Consider the following 21,517-nt stretch of genomic DNA (forward strand, 5'->3'; position numbering starts at 1 on the left):
CCGAGCCGCTGCACGATGTACTGGTTTGAATATTTATAATTTCTTCGAACGAACATCGGAAAAGCTGAAAGCAAAACCATAAGGGCGATCTGAAGATGCAGGGCAAACGCATTTAGTGTTTTGAAGGGGAAAAATTTTTGTGTAAGCATGACTATCATCCGTGCCGCTGGCACTCCTTCGAAGGGTTGAGGTGAGCTTAAGCTCCTGCGGATGAATCCGCAGGTTACTAAATTTATCGTGCCACTGGCACTTTGCCCCGGTTTGTACATTGGAAACTTCAGTAGCCTATCTTGCCGAATGGCTGGATAGACTGAAGAAATGATCAGTTGATTTGGAACCTAAAAACCGTCGCAGCTATCTGCTCATGAATAGTGTGGCTTGGTTGAGGTCAAACCCTGAATTTGCGTTAGCAACCAAGCGTCCTGCCTCATCCGCCTTAGGCGGAGGGGCATTTTTGGTGCAGGTGGTCACCTGCACCAAAAATGATTACACACAAAAGGTCAAGTTCCATAGGAATGGCAGGTATAAATGCAAATAGGAATATTATTATTAAATCAAATGGAACACCTTAAACATTTTGCTTAAACGACAAACACCTCTCTACTCATCACTATCTATCCAGAAAAACCTGCTTGTTTTTACCGTCCATAAAAAAAAATTTTTTCTAATTTTTTCCACTGAGCAAATCAAATATTCGTTTAAAACCATCCTCCGTTACTATCACTTTTTTTTCAGACTTAACCAGAAGCACAACAACCTATTTTACAGAAAGTTATAAACGCCTAAAATCTACTTTTTTTACCCTCTCACTTCTACTTAAACAAGTGATTAATCCATAGTTTGCTTATAAAATACACCCAAATAAGCTATTTCTGTTTTGTCATAATGGCAAAATCCGGTGTGACATTTTCATAAAACATGTGTCCTAATGATAAAGACAGAAAAGACAAACCATTTAAACCAATTAGTCATGAGCAACCTTGTTAGTCGAAATTTCACCAATCCGCAGGAACGGTTCTATACCACTGACCCAGCACAAAACTTAAAATCGTTTATTGAAAAGGGTGATCTACATTTCCTTTCAGAATTCAATGGGATATTTCCGAATTTCATTTCAAAAGTAAAAAGCGCCAGTTCCAAGCTAAATGCCATGGACATTAAATTTTGTGTGCTATTGAAAATGGGATTTTCCACCAAGGAAATCGCAAGCGTTACCAAAAGTACGATCCGCGCAGTACAGTCAAGAAAATACCGGATCAGAAAACGTCTTGGCGTCCCCAAAGACGAGGACCTTAACCTCTTCATGGTTACCTTTTCATAATGGCCAAAAATCCCATGTAAGTATGGTAACCTGAAGCACTACACGATTATTCTAATGATGACGGAAATACATTATTATATTTTCCGCCATTTTTAGGGATGGTACTCAATCCACCTGTTCCCCAAATCGTTTCCAGCCGTTACCCTACAACAAAAGGACACTATTCATAAATATTATTTCATCAACCTTGCCTATTGCATAGTAAATTAGAACAACATTATTTACCATGATATTAATCGAAAAAGGTAAAGACAATATATCAATAAGTAAATCACATGGCTTTACTACCAAAACACCCATAAAATCTAGTAAGTTTATGAATGATATCAAGGCTTTTTTATTGAACACCTATCCAGGACACGACAGAAAACATCCGTCTGTTTTGAGGCCTGTACCTTGGCTTGGCAATTACAGGGCATTGTTTTAGAATATCTTAGGGAAGTTTATATGACTATCTCAAAAAACAAAGAGGATAAGGAATTAAATTACTCAAGTCTGGACGATATCCAGCTGATAGAGCTAATCATCAAAAACAATGACTCTAAGTTATTTGGGACCCTGTACGATAGGTATTCCAATATAGTTTATAACAAATGCCTGAGTTTTGTAAAGAGCAAGGACGAAGCCCAGGATTTGACACATGATATATTTATCAAGCTCTTTTTCAATCTCAAAAAATTTAAGGGAGAAGCCAAATTTTCCAGTTGGCTATATTCCTTTACCTATAATTTCTGTGTAAACTACGTTCAGCGAAAATACCAGAAAAAAAAGGAAACGTTCCAGAGTTTGGATGACTTACAAAATCACCCCTATGATGAAATCGATGATAGTGAAATCTATAAAATGCAGGCCGAACGCCTACAAAAATCTCTCAAGTCCCTTGATCCCAATGATAAAATGGTCTTGTTGATGAAATACATGGATGGAATGTCCTTGAAAGAAATCCAACACGCCATAGGAGTGGGGGAGTCAGCGGTGAAAATGAGAATTAATCGTGCAAAACAGCGATTATTGGATATTTATAAAAATATTGACTGATGAATAATCCTTTTCAAGAAATAATCAGTGACGAGAAATTACCAGAATATATCCGGCAAAAGGTAATTGACGACATCAATTTGATAAAATTATCGATTGATATGGCGGACCTTTTCATGGTAAAGAGCCCTAATGTATTGGGAACTTTATTTGATGATAAAGATGATAAAAATGAAAATCCTGAGTTTTAAAATTACTACTACTATGAAAGATGTATTTACCCATACTGATTGGAGCTTATACTTAGTGGACAACACACTTAAACAAATCAGTGACCTGTTACCAAGACTGGTCGTATTCATTGTACTGCTGATAGCAGCTTGGCTGATCATGCGCGGGCTCCTTTTTTTAATCAAAAAACTGCTTAAACTGTCAAGGATCGACGAACTGGCACATAACTTAAGTGAAAGTGAATTGTTTAACCACATCAATATAAAACCTACCGCTATTATACTGGCTTTTGCGAGGTTCTTCTTCATACTCTTGATCGTAATTTTCAGTGCTGACTTCTTACAGCTCCACGCTGTTTCTGACGAAATCAGTAAATTCCTGGGGTATATTCCTCAAGTGTTCGTGGCCATGGTACTTTTTGCACTGGGCGTGTACTTGTCCATTGTGGTCAAAAAATTCATCAGAGGACTCCTTAAGTCCTTTGGTTCGTCGGGGGCCTCCGTGATATCCAATATTGTCAGCTATATAATCCTGATCATAGTTGGAATTACAGCCATGAGCCAAGCGGGGATCAATACCCAAGTCATCACCGATAACCTTTCGCTGGTACTCGGGGCATTTTTGGCCTGTTTTGCCATCGCCATTGGACTGGGATCCAGGGATATAGTACAAAGAATACTGTACAGTTTTTATTCAAAAAAGAACTACCAAATAGGCCAACACATTAGATTTGATGATATCGAAGGTCAAATCCTCGCCATTGACAATATATCCATCACGCTTAAAACCGAAAGTGGAAGGATGATCGTCCCCATTAAGGATTTGGTGGACACCAAAGTGAAAATACTGAACAATAATTGAGATAAAAACATAGGGGCTTTCCCAATTTAAATCTCGGGAGAGCTTCCTTTCTGATTGGCCTTTCAGAGGGCAGGTGAGTTTTAGGAAACCGAAATAATCCTTCCTCATTTCGTTTAGACTCGTTGTGCCGACAGCTATGCTGCGGAACCACTGATGTCAAATCAACGCTTAAATGACGGGTAAGGCCGTAATGGATTTTTGACAAGATCAAGGAAAAAAACGACCTTATCCATGAAAAGTCGGCTATGAAGTATCTCCAATTCTTCACCATAGGCCTATGCGCATCCTGCCTTAGACATCAAAGCTTGGTAACAGCTACGGCCAAAAGTCCTCTGCAATGTCCCAAAGGAGGCACATTGCAGAGGATCAATTGAACTCTTAAAAGTCCGCTTGGGCAGATTAGGCCATGCACAGGTCACTGTGATAAAATAAATCTTCTTCTTACTCTTCTACGACCCAGTAATTCAAATAACCGGAGGGCGTCTCCAACACCACTTTCAGCAACTTGGAGTCTAGCCCATCCAGCAAGACCGTTGCCGCTTCATCATCGAGATTTACTTCGCCAAAATCCCAGTAGTTGTCAAGGCCACCATTTTGGAAATTATTGGAAGGGGCAATCCACACCCGGCCTCTCTCACCTTTTGCAAAAGCTTTCCATCCCAGCTTCAGGCTTTCCCTTACACGGTCCACCTCAAAATCTGCTGCCGATACATGGCCTACGAAAGAAACACCGTCCAATTCCATCGCTTGATTCTTGGGAAGCGAGAGGCCCAAATGATGGGCTAAAGAAGGAAATATATCCACCATCTCCTGTTCATTGTCCATAAAGTACCCGTTGAGATTATCGGCGTTGGTCGCGATCCAAATTTTGCGTTCACGTTCACTCTGACCGCCGTGGCCATATCCATCCACCGTGCGGCCATGGTCTGTAGTGACCACCAGCATCCAGTCTTCCTCAAAATTGGCTTCTCTGTACTTTATGGCCTCCCAGATCCTTCCAATCTGAACATCAGCCTTCTTTACACCATCTATCATTTCGGGGCTATTGCCGTACTTGTGCCCCATATCATCCGAGTACTCCAGGTACACCCAAGCCAAATCTGGTCCTTCTTTTCTGACATGGGCAGCCGCCTCCTTGGATACTGCCTCATCAATCAGGTGTATAAACTCCCGCTGCTCATCGTGCGGGAAGTGAAGCGTGTCGATTTCCATTCCATCATAGTAGTAATCAAAGGAAAAATGCCCCGTGGCAGGTAAATTGGCACCGACAAGCTTTGTCCGATTATCCAGCCACGTAGAATATATGGCTGTTTTCTTGGATGGAAATACCGTCTTAAACGCCTTAAAGATGGTGGGGTAATAGTAATTGGGCTGTTTAATGGAATTGCCCCAGACATTGTGCTTATTGGCCCACGTGCCTGTCAGCAGGGAATTGTAACCTACCGCAGAAATAGTAGGTGTCTCACTGTAGGTCTCGGGATCCCCGCCCATGATGGCCATGGTAAATCCCCCTTCAGCAGCTACCGCATCGATATTGGGCGTATCCACCGTATCGACCACATCTTTAGGGATGCCGTCCACAATGACAAAAAGTGCCTTTTTTGTCTTTTCTTGGCCCCATGATTGCCCAAGTACAAAAACCAGAAGCGATACTATCATTATTTTTTTCATCATTTAGATTGTTGTTTTAATTAACATAAGTTGATTCCCTTTCCTCCCAACAGTTGGTTAAGGTGCCCCATTTGGCAGATAACATTAATTGGCCGGCACTAAGGAAAGGGTGCAGGGCCTGGAAGCTCATTTGCACTGTCCGCTGGCCCGATTACCTTTCTACTTGGGTCTTCGACACCTGTTATTTTTTTTCACCCCACTTACTCCCAACCAAAGATTTGTTCCAAATTGGGGTTAAGGGTCACTTGCTGAATGGGGATAGGGCGGTAGTAGTATTTAGGCTCTTCAAAATTCCTCACCCTAGTATCAGTGATCATATTGCCTCCAGCTTCACCATTGGCCAGGTACACGTCCACATTCTCGCCGATTAGTCCGGCTTTATAATAAATCAGAAATTCTCCCAAGCTATTTTTCTCCTTGGCATCCCCAGTAGGAATATCAGAATCCTTACTTATCAAAATCACGTCTTCCACATCATCGCCCGTAAGGTCATACTTGCCCAGGCCTGGAAAATACATTCCTTCAGGGATTTTTTCCAGTAGCTCCCCTGCATGCCAACGCATCAAGTCATCATAACGGTAACCTTCAAGTGCCATTTCCACTCTTCTTTCCCTACGAATTTCCAACAATACCCCTTGATTACTCCCGCTTACATTTGGGTATTTTTGTGATAAAAAGGCATCAGGTGCAGCATTGGCCATAGCTAAATCCAAAGCAGGCATTCCTACACGAGTCCTTAACAAATTGACGGAAGCATCTAGGTCCGCTTGGGTAAGTTCATTGAGTTCGGCTTTGGCCTCAGCAAAAGTCAGCAATACTTCTGCATAGCGATAAACAGGAAAATCCACGCTCGCCACTTCCACGTTATCGATGGTATTGGCATAGCCTTTTAGCTGGTGATATCCCGTGAAATTCTTGTTCAGTGATTGGATATAGGAGGTAGCATTGGGCTCCCTGACCCACCCAGGATAGGCTATAGTCTGCATTAATCGTGGATCTCTGTTTTCAAATTCTTTCACAAAACCAAGCTGCTCATGTCCGGTCATGTTGGTGTAACTGCTACCATCTGCCATCAGGTAGCTCATGACCAAGTCCCTTGAGGGAGACTGCTCATAATCCCCAAAGACCGTATAGTTAATATCACTACTCCGGTCTTTATTGACATCATAGGGGTTTGGAAGAATCACCTCGGGATTTCCCGTTAAGTCTTGGCTGGAAAACAGCGCCGCATAATCCCTACCTGGGTTTCCTGTGGAGTAAATTGAAAAGTGGCCAGCATCCATGATCTCTTTGGCCAAATCCCTTGCTATCTCCAAAAACTCCAATGATGATGCTGCTAGGCCAAGCTCGCCATGATACTTCCTGTAGGTGCCTTCATAAAGTGCCACACGGGCAAAAAAGGTTTTTACTGCCCATACATCTGGCGTCCCTTTGGGCACAGAAGACCGTACATTTTCTGCTGCAAACTCCAAATCTGCCATCATGTTTCGCACCACCATATCCCTTGGATCCCTAGGCTTATAGAGCTGCTCATCGTCCGGATTCAGCGTGTTTTCATACCAAGGCACATCGGAATAGCGCTTCACTTTTCCAAAATAAAACACTGCCCTATAGTACCGTGCCAATCCAGCAAAATGGTTTTTGGCCTCTTCAGATGCGTCAGCGCGCTGATAATTATCCAGAAAATAATTAATATCCCGCAGCCTTCCCCAGCTCCACCCACCGGTAATGGTCTGCGAACTTGGGTCACCTGTCATCATTGTCTTGACTTCCACGGCACCGGTAGTCGCCATGTTATCCGTACTTTGGTCTGCATGGTATGCTCCACTGGCACTTTGCAGTGACAATAATCCGTTTACATAGAGCTGCAAATCTTCTTCTGTCTTGAAGAACTCCTCAGGTGCCACGGAGGTTTGTGGGTACCTGTCCAAAAACTCCTCATCACAGGCGCTCAAAGAAAGCATCGCTAAGGCACCTAATAAAATTATATGTCTTTTCATGGTATTATCAATGTCTATTTTTACAAATCAATATTCACCCCAAAAGCGAGCTTACGCTGAAATGGATATGCCCAACCATAGCCATCATTCACCGCTTCTGGATCCACAAATTTCTTGATAGAGGAAAATTCATAAAGATTTTCTCCCGTCACAAAAACCCTTAAACGGCTGACCTTTATCTTATCCGTGATAGACCGGGGAAGGCTGTATCCTATCGTAATGTTCTTTACCCTGAGATAAGCGGCATTTTGCAAGTACTTGGTCTGGGAAATATCCAAGCCCCCGCCATAATTATTATCGGCCATCCAAGATTGTAGTACGGGAAATTCCGAGTCCAAATTGGCCTCCGCCAGTCCAGCATCAATATAGGACTGGGAGTGCTGTGCCATCAATGCCTCGTCATCTGCTGTTGCCCTATAAAAGTCCAAGTTCCAAGGGTAAATATTCGCATATGGCTGCTGATACGGCCCCCAGTACAGGTAATGCCGCGGGTAATAATCTTTTTTACCCACACCCTGCAAGAACATCGAAAAGTCAAAACCATTCCAGGCCAAGTTCATATTCAGCCCATACCGGTACCTCGCAGTTGTATTACCAATGATACTTAAATCTTTCGGATCGCCAGTGGTCAAGCCCTGCTCAATTTTACCGTCTTCGTTCTGGTCAATGTACTTCGGCCAGCCGGGCACAATATCCAATGCACCCCAAGGAATAATCGCCGTCTGGTCCAAGGCGGCTATTTCATCTTCACTCTGGAAAAAACCATCATTGGTCAACCCCCATATCTCTCCTAGCTCCTGGCCTTCCCGATAGGTCGACAACAAACCATTTTCATTTTCAAACTTGATGATGTGGGACCGTGAATCCGAAAGCATCCCTTTGACATCAAAGGTCACTGGATTGGACATGTCTCCAAAACTGGTCCTGTAAGAAAGAGACAACTCATAGCCTTTGGTACGCAGATCGGCAGCATTTTGCTGGGGTGGACTGGTACCCAACACGCCCGGAAGCTCTACAGGATCAGTCAGCATACCTTTCGTGTCCCTGACAAAATAGTCAAATGCCGCCGTCAATTTATCATTGAACATCCCTATGTCCGCTCCTATGTTTTTGGTCACTATTCTTTCCCAAGTATAATTATTGGGATCCACCGCCAAAGCTGGCGATGAAGTGATCACCGTCTGGCGATTTCCATCTATCAAATAAGATGACAGGTCTGTGGGAAGGGATTGAATATATCCAAAGTTAGCCACATCCTGATTGCCAAGGCTACCATATGACGCCCTTAACTTAAAGGTCGGAATAGTGTTTTGTAACCCTCCAAAGAAGCGCTCCTCGCTCATCACCCAAGCACCAGAGATGGACGGGAAAAAACCCCAGCGATCATTGACAGGAAACCTAGAAGAACCATCGTAGCGTCCATTCATCTCAAGGATATAACGGTCCTTAAACGTATAGTTTATCCTACCGAAGGCACTTCGGGTAGCATAGGTACTATAACTTGGCGTAATGAACGCATCACCTGAAGTCAAGCCTATATAAGGAAGGGATGAAGAAATCAGCACCCTTTTCTCCGATTCCACAGAAGAATACTCATAGTTTTCCTGATTATAGCCCAACAAGATCCCAAAATCATGATCACCAAAAGATGTTGAATAATTACCAAACAGATCAAAAATGGTATTGATAAGCGTCCCGTTTCGTTCTACTACCGAGCCGTCTCCCCCCTCTGTCCGAATGTCATCAGGCCCATAACCAATATCAAATTTCCGTGTATCATAATGATACTTCCATTGCTCCCTTTTGAAGCTGCCTCGTCCGGTTACGGTAAGATCGCCATCAAGGAAGCTACCCGTTGCACTTAGGATATCTTGAAAACCTATGCGGTCATCCTGATTTCTTCCACCATCTGTCAGCTCTGCGGCCAATCTACCTGCATCCGTATTGGCCCAGCTGCCATCAGGATTGACGGCCACCTGCGTCGGCTGCAAATAGTAAATATCAGTAATGCTACTGGTAGGCTCCGCTTGCTTGGTCTGGTAAACATTCAAGTTATTATCTATTTTGAGCCACTTTAGCGGGTTAACAGTGATTCTGGCCCTAATAGAGTACCTGTCCCAGTAATCCGGTGCCAGTTTATTCATCCCGTTTTCCTTATTATAGTCTGCTGACAAGTAATACCCTATCGCCTTCTCTCCCCCACTGCTGCCACTGATGGACAGGCTATGATTTGTAGAAAAACTGGCTGAATTAAAAAAGTACCCGTACCAATCATTACTGCCCATATAGGCCCATCGTGTAGGATCATTGGGGTCCAGTCGGACATCTTCTACGGAAGGGTTTTCAGAACGCTCCTTTGCCCATTGATAGTGCTCATCAGAGTAATTCACATAATCCCAAGGGGTATTGTTAGTAGAAGTTTCCAAGACCCTTGAGTATATATAGGGATCTGTAATGGGGTCGGGAAGTACCGTGGGCTTTCCCCAAGAAAAGTAGTTGTTATAGGTAATGCGTTGCTTCCCTTCTTTACCGGTCTTAGTGGTGACCAGCACCACACCAAATGCTGCTCTCGCGCCGTAAATCGCAGCTGAAGCAGCATCACGAAGTACAGAGTAGGATTCGATATCCGAAGGATTCAGCCTCAACAGGTCATCATAAGTCCCCGCTACCCCATCAATAACGATCAATGGACCACCCCCATTAATAGACGTAAATCCCCTGATATTAATATCAGGAACAGTACCGGGTTTGCCTCCTCTGTAGGTGATATTTAGCCCTGGACTTGCTCCCTGAAGCCCTTGCATCACATTGGCGACCGGTCTATTGACAATATCCTCGCCTGAAATCTGGTCAACGGCTCCTGTCACATTGATCTTCTTCTGGGTACCGTAGCCCACTACCACCACTTGATCAAGCAGTGTTTCTTCCTCTTCCATAACCACGTCAATCACCGTCCGTCCATCTACCGGCACCTCAGCCTTGGCGTAACCAATAAACGAAAAAACCAAGGTTCCACTTTCGGGTGCGCTAAGGGAATACTTGCCCTCAATATCGGTCACCGTTCCGATTTGTGTTCCTTTTACCAACACTGAAATACCAGGAACAGTCATACCGTTTCCTGCATCAGTAACTGTTCCCTTCACGTTCACTTGCGCAAAGGCCATCTCCTGGAAGCACAAGAAGACAATAACCATTGTCCCCAATCTCCTTCCAAACCTTCCGAATACGGAGTAGTCGTGTAAATTCTGTTTCATAAAATAATTTTTTAACGGGTGTTTTTTACGGAATATTCCATGCCAACAAGACTTAAAACGATTCAATATTTTTATTGAACATTCATTCAATATTAAATATTGAAAATAACAATTCAAAAGAAAACAATATCTTTTTTGTTGCGATTTATAGATATTTAACGTTAAAATAACACTGAAAATCAAAACTTCACGAAAACGAAATTATTGGATAACAAACCTTAAAAAGGACATTATGGCGAAAAGTTCAGATTATTTATAACGAGGGTTGCCGCAGATGATAGGCTTCTATTGGCAGCTTGCTTGAGCACACACTTTTATTCATTGTTTTTAAAACCCGGAACGTACATTAGCCTACCTATCCAGATCCCAGATGCATCAACCGGGGTTAAAAAAGTCTCCAAAAATCCATAAAGAGACAGGTAGGCGCCTATATACCCAATGGGAAAAATGTCAGCAAAATATACTGAACATTCAATCAAAATCATATCTTGCGACCAAACCGAACCATCAAAGCGCAAACGGGGAATATTAGTATATTTAGCATGAAAAAGAAAATTTCGGAAATTAGGAAGAAGGAAATTGTGGAAGGATTCTATTCCTTGGCCAAGGAAAACGGTCTTGAGAACACCTCAATCGCTAAAATCGGAAAACACCTGAACATACCTCCAAGTTTGGTCATGCATTATTTCCCTACCAAAGACATCCTCATTTCCCATCTAATCGATTACATCCTTGACCAGTACCTCAAGATTTACGAGCCTGCCATTCGTGAATTAAAAGAAAAGGAACATGCAGATCCCAAAACTTTCATAGACAAGCTTTTTTCCAGGGATTGGAACCTGCTATTTGATGATGGTGTCTTTTACAGCTGCTTTGCCCTAATCTTTAGAAACGACAAAATCAAAAAGGAATACAGAAGACTACATGATCGGCTACGGGAGTTCCTGAAAGAGATCCTAGACAAGGACGAAACGCTCAAAGGAGCCAACACCCTAGTGCTTGCCGAACAGATTTTTGTAGTCGTAGAAGGTGCATATTATTACCTTTCCATGATTGATAATGATGAAGTTTACGACCAGAAAGTTATTTTTTACAAAGAACAAGTTTATGACTTATTGCGCAGAAATGAAGACCTGAATTTATAAATGGCCATTATAGCAATGATGGCCCATACACCATTTACCAAAATATTGGCTCGGTCTGTCAAATGTACCGCATGCACCACCAAGCAGATGGCTCCACCCAAATTCATCAAATGATAAGTAATGGCCTCCTGCCTAAGCCATCCTTTGGAGAGCATAAAGTAAGAAACAATGTACAACACCGCTCCCAACCAACCGAAAATCTCAAATACCATAACACTATGCTTTGGTCCAACGTCTAACAGCACAGCACCTCTGCCTGCACCCCTATATTATTAAAAACTATTCACAAATCACCATACATCTTATATCGATGACAAAAACTCTTTTGTAACTTTATACAAACATCCACCAACCACCTACCCTACATTAACCATGACCAAGCACAACAGCATTTCCGAAAGGGCACTTAAAGCAGCCCAAAGTAGTATGAGGGCCGACTTGGAAGTTTACTTTGAAGCCTTGGATAACCTCTACGACCCGGCTGAAAATCCCCTAGGCACCTTCCCCTTAAATATGGCGGAAAATGTCTTGGGATGGCACCTGCTAAAGGATAACATCCAAACCATCCAAGAAACCGTAAAAATCCCCGACTGGGCTTCTAAATACGGTAACACCCTGGGCGTGGATACTTTCCGGGAAACTGTCGCCCAATTTCTCTCTGAATTCCTTATTGGCTGCCCCGTGAGCAAAGACCATTTGGCTTTTTCTTCTGGCCTGACTTCAGCCATTGACCTCACTGCCTTTTTGCTTGCCGATCAGGGCGACACAGCTGTTTTTCCCGCTCCTGCATACCCCGTCTATAAAAACGACATTGGCGCCATACCGGGCCTCAAGCGCTTTGACCTGCATACCCACCATGCTATTGACGAACTGAAAAACGGCATTCCCCTCACTATAAAACATTTGGATGAAACCCTTCACAGGCTTACTGAAGCTGGAGAAGTATTCAAAATTTTGGTACTGACCAGTCCTGACAATCCTACAGGAGCTGTTTATTCGCATAAGCAACTTCTCGAAATCACAGCTTGGTGTATCGATCACAAGATCCACCTTATCGTCAATGAAATTTACGGGCTTTCACTCATTGACACCACTCACCCGGCCATAGCCGGTGATTACAAAAACCCGGAACCTTTTAGTTCGTTTGGAAAGATCATGGCCAAACACCAAAGCCCTTATCTCCACCTTTGGTATTCATTCTCCAAGGATTTTGGCATTTCTGGTTTCCGGGTAGGCCTGGTCCATTCCCATAATGAGGCCTTCCTAAAAGCCTATGCCAACACCAATCTCACCCACTCGGTCTCCAACCACACCCAGTGGCTCCTACAATGCCTGTTGGAAGACCGAAAATTCATTGGAAATTATATTGCGCACTACCAAAAAGAGCTGACCGATTGCTACGTAATGGTCGTCGCATCACTAAAAAAACTCCAAATCCCTTATGTCCCTTCACGCGGAAGTCTCTTCGTCTGGATTGACCTGTCTGCATGGCTTGCAGAAAACACCGATGAAGGCCAAAAGGCCCTGTGGATGGATATTTATCAATCTACCGGGGTTCTCCTGACGCCAGGTGAAGGCTTTGGGCACCTCCAAAAGGGACATTTCAGATTGGTCATCTCCTCCCACACCAAAGCAGCCCTGCAGGTAGCCATCCAACGACTGGAAGACTATCTCAAACATAATTAAGTGAGGTCAGGCCGAGCGGACTTGTCTATCCTCCAGAGGATGGGATAATTTTAGAAAATCGAAATATGAGGTTACTAAGGATTGATCCAAAACCCTTCATTGGTGACGGGCTTTATTTCGTCTTCCGCATCAAGATAAATCTTTCTGGAAAGCGTTAGCTCTTTCAGCAAATCTCCATTCAGCTTTAAGCCCTTCTCATCGGCAGAAGACCATTGACTCACGTGGCGTTTCAGTCCAGGACTGCCCCATCCTTCTGCAAAATAATGCAGTGTCGGTTCTTTCAGGCCTAGTTGGTCAATCCAGCGATAGAGGGCATTCATGGCCGCATTGCCTCGCTTGCTTTTTGCCGCTTCCTTGAACTGATCGAAGAAGTAAGGCTCAGAGCGCAGGTACTGTTGCTTTTTCTCATGATACCGCTTGATCAGACGAGGCACCCATTTCACCAACAGATAAAGCAATAAGGCCACCAAGACAATCATGGCCGCCAACTTCTCTGGGCTTAGCCCCAGAAAGGTCAATGGGGCTTTCTCTTCTGCCACAGCGGCTTCTGTTTTTTGGACGGTAAGCAGCGAATCCTTCAAGGTCTCCAACATCCCCAAATCGGGATTGGGGTTTACATTGACTTTTACACTTGGGAGTGTGCGTTTATAGAGTTGCTGTTGGTAGGGGTTCCACCAAGTAAATACCATCTCGGGGATCTCTACTGCCCCTTCCTTCTCAAAAAGGTAGCGCGTCACCTCTGTCCGTACTGCACCGATGGCCGTTTTGGTACGGATATTTTGAATATCACTTCGACCGGGATACTGGCTGACACCCGGCAGGCTGTCCCATGCTATAGGAGGGATCAGCTGCGGCACGGTGTTGTCCGCATTCCTGATGATCTTCCGCTGGATGACATCACCGACCTTGACGTCCTTCAAGCTGCCACTCCATTCCTGCCGCACACTAAAGCTACTCGAGACTAGCCAACTGTTGATATTAAATCCGGGAGGAATCGGCCGGACCTTGATCACCCGTGCCTTGGTCGTTATGGTGTGGGGCTTTCCCTTGTAGTCTCCATCTTCCGGTGATTCTACTTCTATTTCTACGGCAGGAAATTGCACATCCTTATTGGCAAAGGGAAAAACATTGTAGATCATTTCTACCCCGGGGTAGGTTTTTCCATTTTTGGAAGTGCTGGTGCTGACATTACGAAAGAAAACGGTATAGGCGCCGTTCACTTTTATATTGCCCGGGTCCACGCCTTTGGTAAACCAGGTGGACGTGTAAACGCGAACAGTAACCTGCACGGGCTCTCCCACATATGCTGTGCTCTTATTCAGCTGCACTTCACTCCAGAGGGTCTGTCCTGAAACAGGAAGCAACACACAACAAAATGCCAGTACACACAAGCATCCTGCACGCCAATAGTTATCGGCCTGTCTCTCCCAGTCAAGGAACTTTGCAAGCCTCCCCAAGCCACTCTTACGGGTTGCGTTCATGTATAGGCTACCAGCTTTTCTCATTGGGATCAGGTTTCATTTTTTTGCGTTTCACCTCGAATTCAAATTTCTTTTGTAAAAACCGAGCCGGATCATCATCAATTTTACGCAGCAGGACTTCTTGGTTATCATCGGACTTGCCGGCCATCTTCAAATCATCAGGAACTTCGTCCAGCTCCTTGGCGGTTCTGGTACCCGTAGTGGCGGTCTCCGACAAGCGTTCTTTCTCCATGTCCTTTTTCGTTGCTTCCTGTCCTCCTCCACTGAGGTCCTCCATGCTTTTGTTTTGTCTGGTTTTGGCAGGGCCGTTTTCCGCCTGCTCCTCTGCTTGGGAAGGATCGATTTTACCTCCGCCAGAAAGCACCTTGTCCAGTTGCATTTTACTGTCTTGGGCCACTTTTAACCCAGGATCTTGGGAAGCTGCCACCCCGAATGCCATCTGGGCCGCTGCATAATCACCGTTTTTGAAATAGGCCAATCCCAAGTTATACGCACCTATGGCACTGGTATCTTGGCTGAAGGCCTGAATCGCTTCCTCATAATCTCCTGCTTTGTAAAATGCCACGCCTTTGCGGAGGGGATTGTCATATAATTTTGCCGCCGCCTCAAAATCTCCCGCATTGCTTTTTTTCTGAGCCTGGTAATCCCTGGTGTACCATAGATCGGCAAAGTGCTCCACGGGCTGTTTTTGGCCACAGGAGCTGAGCATTACCGCCAAGCCAAACACTACCCAGCCCCTACGAAACCACATCAACAAAATGAGTGCAGCTGGAATGACCAACAACAAGCCGACATCCCTCCACTCGTCCTTCTTTTCCTCTGGTTGTTCTGTGAATTTCAGGTTTTCACGGACATCTTTGGCAATCAATTCCACATCACTGTTATCCAAAGTCAGGGAATGTACCGCACTGTTTTCGAGGGAATTGATCTGTCCAAGTACTGCGGAATTCAATGATGAATGCACGGGATTGCCGTCGGTCTTTAACACACCTTTTCCTGAAAATGCGGGCACATCACTTCCCGAAGGAGTATTCACCGGCATGATTGCCAGTTTACGGTTTCCTGCACCTACAAATTCCTGCACCAGGTCAAAATCTTCCCCTTCAAAATCATCCGAAAACAACAGCACTGTACCAGGGGCCGAGGTCACACTCATTAGACTATCGGCCAACACCAATGCGCTAGAGAGATCGGATCCCCTGAAAGGCATCACCTTGGGAGATAGTGTTTCGATATGGCTTTTGATGATTTTGTAATCCCGGGTCAGTGGCACTATGGTGTGTGCCGTTCCTGCATAGCCCACCAGTGCCACACGTGCTCCCGGTCCCGCATCCAAGAAATCTGTTATTTTAAATTTTGCCCGCTCTAGACGGCTGGGCTGAATATCATCGGCCATCATGCTTTGGGACAGGTCGAGCAGGATCACCATGGGCGTTTCGAGCACTTGACCGGGCAGCTCTACTTTTTTCCAAGTCGGCCCCGCCAGCCCTAGGACACCTAAGCCCAGCACCGTCATCAACAACAGGTGCATCAACAGCTTGACCCGACCGCTGCCTTTACTGATCATATAGGGGCGAAGATGAGGGGCAATGTACCTCTTCCAGCTACTTTGCTCACGTAAATTGGCCAGGCCTATCAAAAGCAACAACCCCACTCCGGCAAAACCCCAAAGCAGCTGTGGCCTCAAAAAGTGAAAGGCTCCCCAATCTATCGGAAACAAGTCATCAAACATCCCCATCTTTGTTCATTCCTTTTTTTATTACGCCTCCCAAATTATTCAGCAAACTGGCCATGAATAGCAACATCATGGCTGCCGCCAAAGGATACATGTACAATAAAGTCACCGGGCGGTGCTCCTCTTCTTCATACTCGATCGGCTCCAGCGTATCCACTTCCTGGTAGATTTGTTGCAACTGCCCCGCATCTTTTGCGAGAAAATACCTTCCGCCCGTCATTTCCGCAATTTGCTGCAAGGTCTTCTCATCCAGGTCTGATCCGGAATCGCCCGGATTACCGATGCCGATGGTATAGATGATCACCGAGTCCTGTTTGGCCATGTCTGCCCCATCCAGTGGCAACACATCCGTCCCTGCATCCACACCGTCTGTCAGCAATAACATCACCTTGGTCTTGATCGTATCCTGATCAAACATATCAATGCCTTTCGTGATGGCCTTTCCGATATGGGTCATCTGCCCCGCCATGCCCACATCCGCTTCCTCCAGCATCTGATCCACCGTGCCCAGATCAGGTGTAAAAGGCGCTTGGACATAGGCATTGGTCGCAAAAAAAACCAAGCCCATTCGGTCCCCTTTTCGCTTTTCAATAAAATCATGCATCAGGGACTTTACCGCATCCCATCTTCTTACTTTTTCACCATTTACCTCCCAGTCCTTTTGGGCCATACTGAATGAAATATCTGCTGTGATCAGAAAATTCCGTGAAGTTTTCACTTTCATTTGGGGCTCTCCCACGAGCTGGGGCGAAGAAAGGGTCACCACGACCAATACCCATCCCAAGATCAATATCAGCCAATTGAAAAAATTACGTCTTTTGACCAATGCCGACCGTCGTGGCTTGTCCCCCGTATAATCCAAGGCCTTTTCAAACCCGGGATATTGCAGCGACGGGCTTTTTATCCGCAGTGGAGGCAAGATAAAAAACAGCAGTATGGGCAATGGCAACAGCCAAAACATCCAAGGATAGCCGATTTCGAAATTAGCGGGTAGCATGATCTTTGATCCACTTTTTAGTGTTGGTAATAATGGCTGTCTTTACTTGCTCTTCAGGCAGTTCATCTTGGTAAATCAGCCGGTCTATCCGCTCCTCTAGCGCCATGAAGCCAACCCCTTGGGCTTTTTTGTCCAAAAAGGTGTACCAAGACTTTCCGTACATTTGTCCTACCGTGTCACGTCCGTAAGCATGCATCGCCGTACGCTTCAGCAACACAAAACTGTAAAACAAAGGACGCTTTCCGCTGGCCACATTTTCCAGTTCAGCAAGGGCTTCCCGACGGTACCGGTTTTTATGATATGCCCGCACCTGCAAAACCACCAACACCACAATCCCCAACAACCCCAGCCCACCCAAAATAGGCCAGCCAATGGTCTCAAAAGTAAAGGACACCGCCTCCGGCTCCTGCAAGGGTCCCAGCTTAAGTCCGGCAGCGATTTGCGCCAATGAATCGGTAGCCAACGTATCTTGTCTTACCATCATGTTCATCGCTTTCCTTTTTTAAAATAAGTTTTGATTTGGCTTTCGATTGGCGTTACCGTGTCCACACTGAAGACAGGTATCTTATGTTTTTTCAAGGTCGCCTCAAAAGCCGTTAGATCCGCATCAAAACCTTCTTCAAATTGCTTTTGTAAAGGCTTTTTGCGGCCATCGATGCTCACTTGGTACTGGAGGTTTCCCGCGACAAATTTTGATTTGGGAATCTCCCGCTCCATGGGGTCAAACACCTTGGCCACTACCACATCATTGTGCTGGGCGATCTGCTTGAGGTATTTGATAGTCTGGGGAGAATAGCGGTGAAAATCACCAATAAAAAAAACTAAGAAATCATGGGTAACGATATTCCTGATTCGGGCAACAACCTCCTTGAGCGCCATATCAAAATCAATAGCCTGTGAAGTAGCCAACTCATGGTTTCTGGAAACAATTTTTTCCAATAAACGAAGAATATTTTTACGGTCGCGCTTAGGAAAAACAATGTCTATTCCCTCATCTGCGAAGACCACTCCCCCCACGCGATCCCCTTCCTTGAGTACGCGGAAAGCCAGCATTGCGGCAAGTTCAGCAGCCACCACCGCTTTTGTGCGCTTTTGGGAACCAAAAAACATGGATTTTGACTGGTCCACCACAATGAGTGCCGGTTTTTCTTTTTCTTCGGTAAAGACCCGCGTGTGCGTTTGCTGTGTTCGAGCGGTGACTTTCCAATCGATATTGCGAATATCATCTCCCTTTACGTAATTCCTTACCTCCTCAAAATCCAATCCCCTCCCCCTGAGCTTGGAGGCATGTTTGCCTGCCAAAATGGTATTTACTTTCTGCTTTCTGGCCTGAAGGCTAAAATGATGCGCCAGGTACTCCATCCTAAGCAACTCCTCCAGGGAGGTGAATACATCTTTGGGATATTTCTGTTGACTACTGGCCATAAGGACGTTTTATGCTACCACGGCTACTTTACCGATCAATTCCTCCAACACCTTGTCTGCTGTCACGCCTTCTGCATTGGCCTCATAGCTTAGGATCAAGCGATGGCGCAAGCAGTCGTGCACCACTGCCCGGATATCCTCTGGAGTGACATGGTCACGTCCTTGCATCCAAGCATGGGTCCTGGAAGCCCTGTCTATGGCGATGCTTCCTCTTGGGCTGGCACCAAACTCAATCCAGCTATCCAATTCTTCACTGTATTTTTGGGGGTACCGACTGGCGGAGATTATATCCACAATGTACTTTTCCATGGCTTCTGAAATCTTCACGGTGGCGATTTCCTGCCTTGCCGCAAAAATCACCTCAGGGCTCAGCCGTTCCTTTTCTTCCCCAGTGGTCTTTTTCTGCTCCTCCCGATTGAGCCGGAGAATGGCCAGCTCGGCAGCATCATCTGGATAGTCAATGATCACGTGCATCAGAAAACGGTCCATCTGGGCTTCGGGAAGTGGATAAGTCCCTTCCTGCTCCACGGGGTTTTGGGTGGCCATGACCATAAACAGCGGATCCATGGCATAGGTCTTCCCAGCTACCGACACCTGTCGCTCTTCCATGGCTTCAAGCAATGCCGACTGCACCTTGGCAGGGGCGCGGTTGATCTCATCGGCCAAGATCAGGTTATTGAAAATCGGGCCTTGTTGGAAAACAAATTTCTCCTTTAGCTCAGGTTGGTAAATCTCCGTCCCGGTAATATCAGAAGGCAACAAGTCCGGTGTAAACTGTATCCTGCTCAATCCACAGTCAAGTTCTTTGGAAAGCGTCTTGATCGCCCGTGTCTTGGCCAAGCCCGGCAAGCCTTCCAAAAGCATATTGCCATCGGCCAACAACACCAAAATAATCCTTTCGATCAGTGTATCCTGCCCGATGATGGAGGCTGACATCCGTGTCTTAAGTTCCTTTATTGATTCATTTGCTGTCATGTAGTGCGTACTGGTTATTGGTGATGGAGTGATTGGTGACTGGATAGGCGCTCCACGGCCCATAGACTTCCGTAGCCTAACTGCTCCCTATGTTTCTTGGACAATAAAGCTATCGGCATTCCCTATTCACCAATAGCTAAAATGGGGCAGCTACAGAAGAACTGCCCCATTAAAAAAGTTTAAACTAAAATGGACTTCTCTTTAGTTTCTTGGAGAGGTTCCCATTTGTTCCACCACCTTATCGATGGACAGAGAAGATCCTGTCTGTGGAGGAAAATCCTTGAAGGTGGACAAGAACTCAGCAGCGTAACGCTGTGCCGGCACAAAGAGCCACATGTTCTCACCATACCAACGAACATACATTCTGGAATCCGGGGAAACCTCATACGGATCCGCCCGTAGGTTTACAATCAGTGGCCAGCTTGGAGACTTTCTGTATGCCTGGGTAATATCTCCTTCCATAATGGTAAAGTGAATTTTCCACATGCCATAGCGAATGGCATTTAGATTGGCACCAGCATCAAAATAGAAGATTTCTTTTCGAGGCGACTCTTCTACTTCACCCTTAAAAAACGGCATCATATTGTAGCCATCCAAGTGTTGCTTAAACGTCTTCCCATTGGCTTGATAGCCATTCAGTACTTTTTCCTTGATATTCGGCTCACCAGCAGCAGCCAAAATAGTAGGCATCATGTCCTCATGGCTGAAGATGTCATTGTAAACCGTACCTGGCTCGATCACTCCTGGCCAGCGGATGGCCGTAGGGACACGAAAGCCACCTTCCCAAGTGGTTCCTTTTTCACCACGGAAAGGAGTACTGCCACCATCAGGCCAAGTAACTTTCTCTGCACCGTTATCCGTAGAATACATCACGATCGTATTATCAGTAATGCCCAGCTCATCCAGTTTATCGAGGATTCTTCCCACAGCCTTGTCATGCTCTACCATGCCGTCAGGATATAGCCCAATACCGGTCACCCCATCGCTTTCCTCTTTCAGGTGTGTCCAAACGTGCATACGCGTAGCACTCAACCACACAAAGAAAGGCTTGCCGTCTGCATGGGCCTTTTCGATAAACTCAATAGCAGCGTTCTCAAACTCATCATCAACGGTTTCCATACGTTGTTTGGTCAAAGGGCCCGTATCTTCGATGCTGCCATCAGCGGTACTGTGGATCACGCCCCTTGGGCCGAATTTCTTTCTAAACTCAGGATCATCCGGATAGTAATATCCTTCCGGCTCCTCTTCTGCATTCAAGTGATACAGGTTTCCAAAAAACTCGTCAAATCCGTGGTTGGTAGGCAAGTGTTCATCCTGGTCTCCTAAGTGGTTTTTACCAAATTGGCCCGTAGCATAACCCTGTGGCTTGAGTAGATCGGCAATAGTCGGCTGCGATTCTTGGATCCCATGGCTATCTCCCGGCATCCCAATCGTGAGCAAACCCGTCCTGAATGGGTGCTGACCAAGAATAAATGCCGCCCTTCCTGCAGTACACGATTGCTGACCGTACCAGTCCGTAAACACGGCTCCTTCATTGGCTATTCGGTCGATGTTAGGTGTCTTGTACCCCATCATGCCATTGTTATTGAAGCCCACATTGGACCAGCCAATGTCATCGCCCCAGATCACCAGGACATTGGGCTTTTCCTGTGCTTCTGCTATTTGCCAGCTACTGGCCGCCAAAAAGCAAGTCACTAAAATTTTCTTAAACATACATCATAGAATTAATTGTAAATAAATAAAGGTTCTGCTTAACA

Annotated in this window: 17 protein-coding genes; 6 read left to right on the top strand and 11 right to left on the bottom strand. The window is 45.4% G+C overall.

The features are described from left to right. Positions 1–970 precede the first annotated feature (970 nt). From FDP09_RS23140 to FDP09_RS23155, 4 genes are all read left to right on the top strand, one after another. The gene (locus tag FDP09_RS23140; protein ID WP_137404808.1) at positions 971–1,321 is read left to right on the top strand and encodes a helix-turn-helix transcriptional regulator; all 351 of its coding nucleotides are present in this window, start codon (positions 971–973) and stop codon (positions 1,319–1,321) included. Between the two features lie 447 nt (positions 1,322–1,768). Then, the gene (locus FDP09_RS23145; RefSeq protein ID WP_137404809.1) at positions 1,769–2,359 is read left to right on the top strand and encodes an RNA polymerase sigma factor; all 591 of its coding nucleotides are present in this window, start codon (positions 1,769–1,771) and stop codon (positions 2,357–2,359) included. Then, positions 2,359–2,550: a hypothetical protein gene (locus FDP09_RS23150; protein WP_137404810.1), complete on the top strand. Its 192-nt coding sequence runs from the start codon at positions 2,359–2,361 to the stop codon at positions 2,548–2,550. Before FDP09_RS23145 ends, FDP09_RS23150 begins: the two co-directional genes overlap by 1 nt. A 13-nt stretch (positions 2,551–2,563) precedes the next feature. Continuing rightward, positions 2,564–3,391 (top strand): mechanosensitive ion channel family protein, encoded by an 828-nt coding sequence (locus FDP09_RS23155; protein ID WP_137404811.1) that lies wholly within the window; start codon positions 2,564–2,566, stop codon positions 3,389–3,391. A gap of 441 nt (positions 3,392–3,832) precedes the next feature. Here the strand turns inward: FDP09_RS23155 and FDP09_RS23160 are convergent, their stop codons facing one another. From FDP09_RS23160 to FDP09_RS23170, 3 genes are all read right to left on the bottom strand, one after another. After that, positions 3,833–5,065 (bottom strand): alkaline phosphatase family protein, encoded by a 1,233-nt coding sequence (locus tag FDP09_RS23160; protein ID WP_308421156.1) that lies wholly within the window; start codon positions 5,063–5,065, stop codon positions 3,833–3,835. 197 nt (positions 5,066–5,262) lie between these two features. Further along, the gene (locus FDP09_RS23165) at positions 5,263–7,062 is read right to left on the bottom strand and encodes a RagB/SusD family nutrient uptake outer membrane protein (RefSeq protein WP_137404812.1); all 1,800 of its coding nucleotides are present in this window, start codon (positions 7,060–7,062) and stop codon (positions 5,263–5,265) included. A 20-nt stretch (positions 7,063–7,082) separates the two neighbouring features. Next, complete coding sequence (locus FDP09_RS23170; protein WP_229683456.1) at positions 7,083–10,316, bottom strand: SusC/RagA family TonB-linked outer membrane protein; 3,234 nt, start codon at positions 10,314–10,316, stop codon at positions 7,083–7,085. 542 nt (positions 10,317–10,858) lie between these two features. Here FDP09_RS23170 and FDP09_RS23175 point away from each other — a divergent pair. Next, on the top strand, positions 10,859–11,461 hold the full coding sequence (locus FDP09_RS23175; protein WP_137404813.1) for a TetR family transcriptional regulator: 603 nt from the start codon (positions 10,859–10,861) through the stop codon (positions 11,459–11,461). Here FDP09_RS23175 and FDP09_RS23180 read toward each other — a convergent pair. Then, a complete protein-coding gene (locus tag FDP09_RS23180) occupies positions 11,422–11,673 on the bottom strand; it encodes a CBU_0592 family membrane protein (protein ID WP_137404814.1) in 252 nt (83 codons plus the stop codon). The genes FDP09_RS23175 and FDP09_RS23180 overlap by 40 nt on opposite strands. A gap of 160 nt (positions 11,674–11,833) precedes the next feature. On the opposite strand from FDP09_RS23180, the gene FDP09_RS23185 reads away from it, so the two are divergent. Further along, on the top strand, positions 11,834–13,147 hold the full coding sequence (locus FDP09_RS23185) for an aminotransferase class I/II-fold pyridoxal phosphate-dependent enzyme (RefSeq protein WP_137404815.1): 1,314 nt from the start codon (positions 11,834–11,836) through the stop codon (positions 13,145–13,147). A 74-nt stretch (positions 13,148–13,221) separates the two neighbouring features. On the opposite strand, the gene FDP09_RS23190 is transcribed toward FDP09_RS23185, so the two are convergent. From FDP09_RS23190 to FDP09_RS23220, 7 genes are all read right to left on the bottom strand, one after another. Next, on the bottom strand, positions 13,222–14,652 hold the full coding sequence (locus FDP09_RS23190) for a BatD family protein (RefSeq protein ID WP_222840313.1): 1,431 nt from the start codon (positions 14,650–14,652) through the stop codon (positions 13,222–13,224). Continuing rightward, positions 14,636–16,366, bottom strand: coding sequence for a VWA domain-containing protein (locus FDP09_RS23195; RefSeq protein ID WP_229683457.1), 1,731 nt, complete (start codon positions 16,364–16,366; stop codon positions 14,636–14,638). Before FDP09_RS23195 ends, FDP09_RS23190 begins: the two co-directional genes overlap by 17 nt. Continuing rightward, positions 16,353–17,360: a VWA domain-containing protein gene (locus FDP09_RS23200; protein ID WP_137404816.1), complete on the bottom strand. Its 1,008-nt coding sequence runs from the start codon at positions 17,358–17,360 to the stop codon at positions 16,353–16,355. The genes FDP09_RS23195 and FDP09_RS23200 overlap by 14 nt, the downstream gene beginning before the upstream one ends. After that, the gene (locus FDP09_RS23205; protein WP_229683458.1) at positions 17,347–17,844 is read right to left on the bottom strand and encodes a DUF4381 domain-containing protein; all 498 of its coding nucleotides are present in this window, start codon (positions 17,842–17,844) and stop codon (positions 17,347–17,349) included. The genes FDP09_RS23200 and FDP09_RS23205 overlap by 14 nt, the downstream gene beginning before the upstream one ends. A gap of 2 nt (positions 17,845–17,846) precedes the next feature. Continuing rightward, positions 17,847–18,785 (bottom strand): DUF58 domain-containing protein, encoded by a 939-nt coding sequence (locus tag FDP09_RS23210; protein WP_137404818.1) that lies wholly within the window; start codon positions 18,783–18,785, stop codon positions 17,847–17,849. Positions 18,786–18,794: 9 nt separating this feature from the next. Next, positions 18,795–19,760 carry an AAA family ATPase gene (locus tag FDP09_RS23215; protein WP_137404819.1) on the bottom strand — a complete coding sequence of 322 codons (966 nt, stop codon included), beginning with the start codon at positions 19,758–19,760 and terminating at the stop codon, positions 18,795–18,797. A 201-nt stretch (positions 19,761–19,961) separates the two neighbouring features. Beyond that, positions 19,962–21,473 carry an arylsulfatase gene (locus FDP09_RS23220; RefSeq protein WP_137404820.1) on the bottom strand — a complete coding sequence of 504 codons (1,512 nt, stop codon included), beginning with the start codon at positions 21,471–21,473 and terminating at the stop codon, positions 19,962–19,964. Positions 21,474–21,517 lie beyond the last annotated feature (44 nt).

It is taken from the genome of Echinicola rosea (assembly GCF_005281475.1).
Lineage (GTDB): Bacteria > Bacteroidota > Bacteroidia > Cytophagales > Cyclobacteriaceae > Echinicola > Echinicola rosea.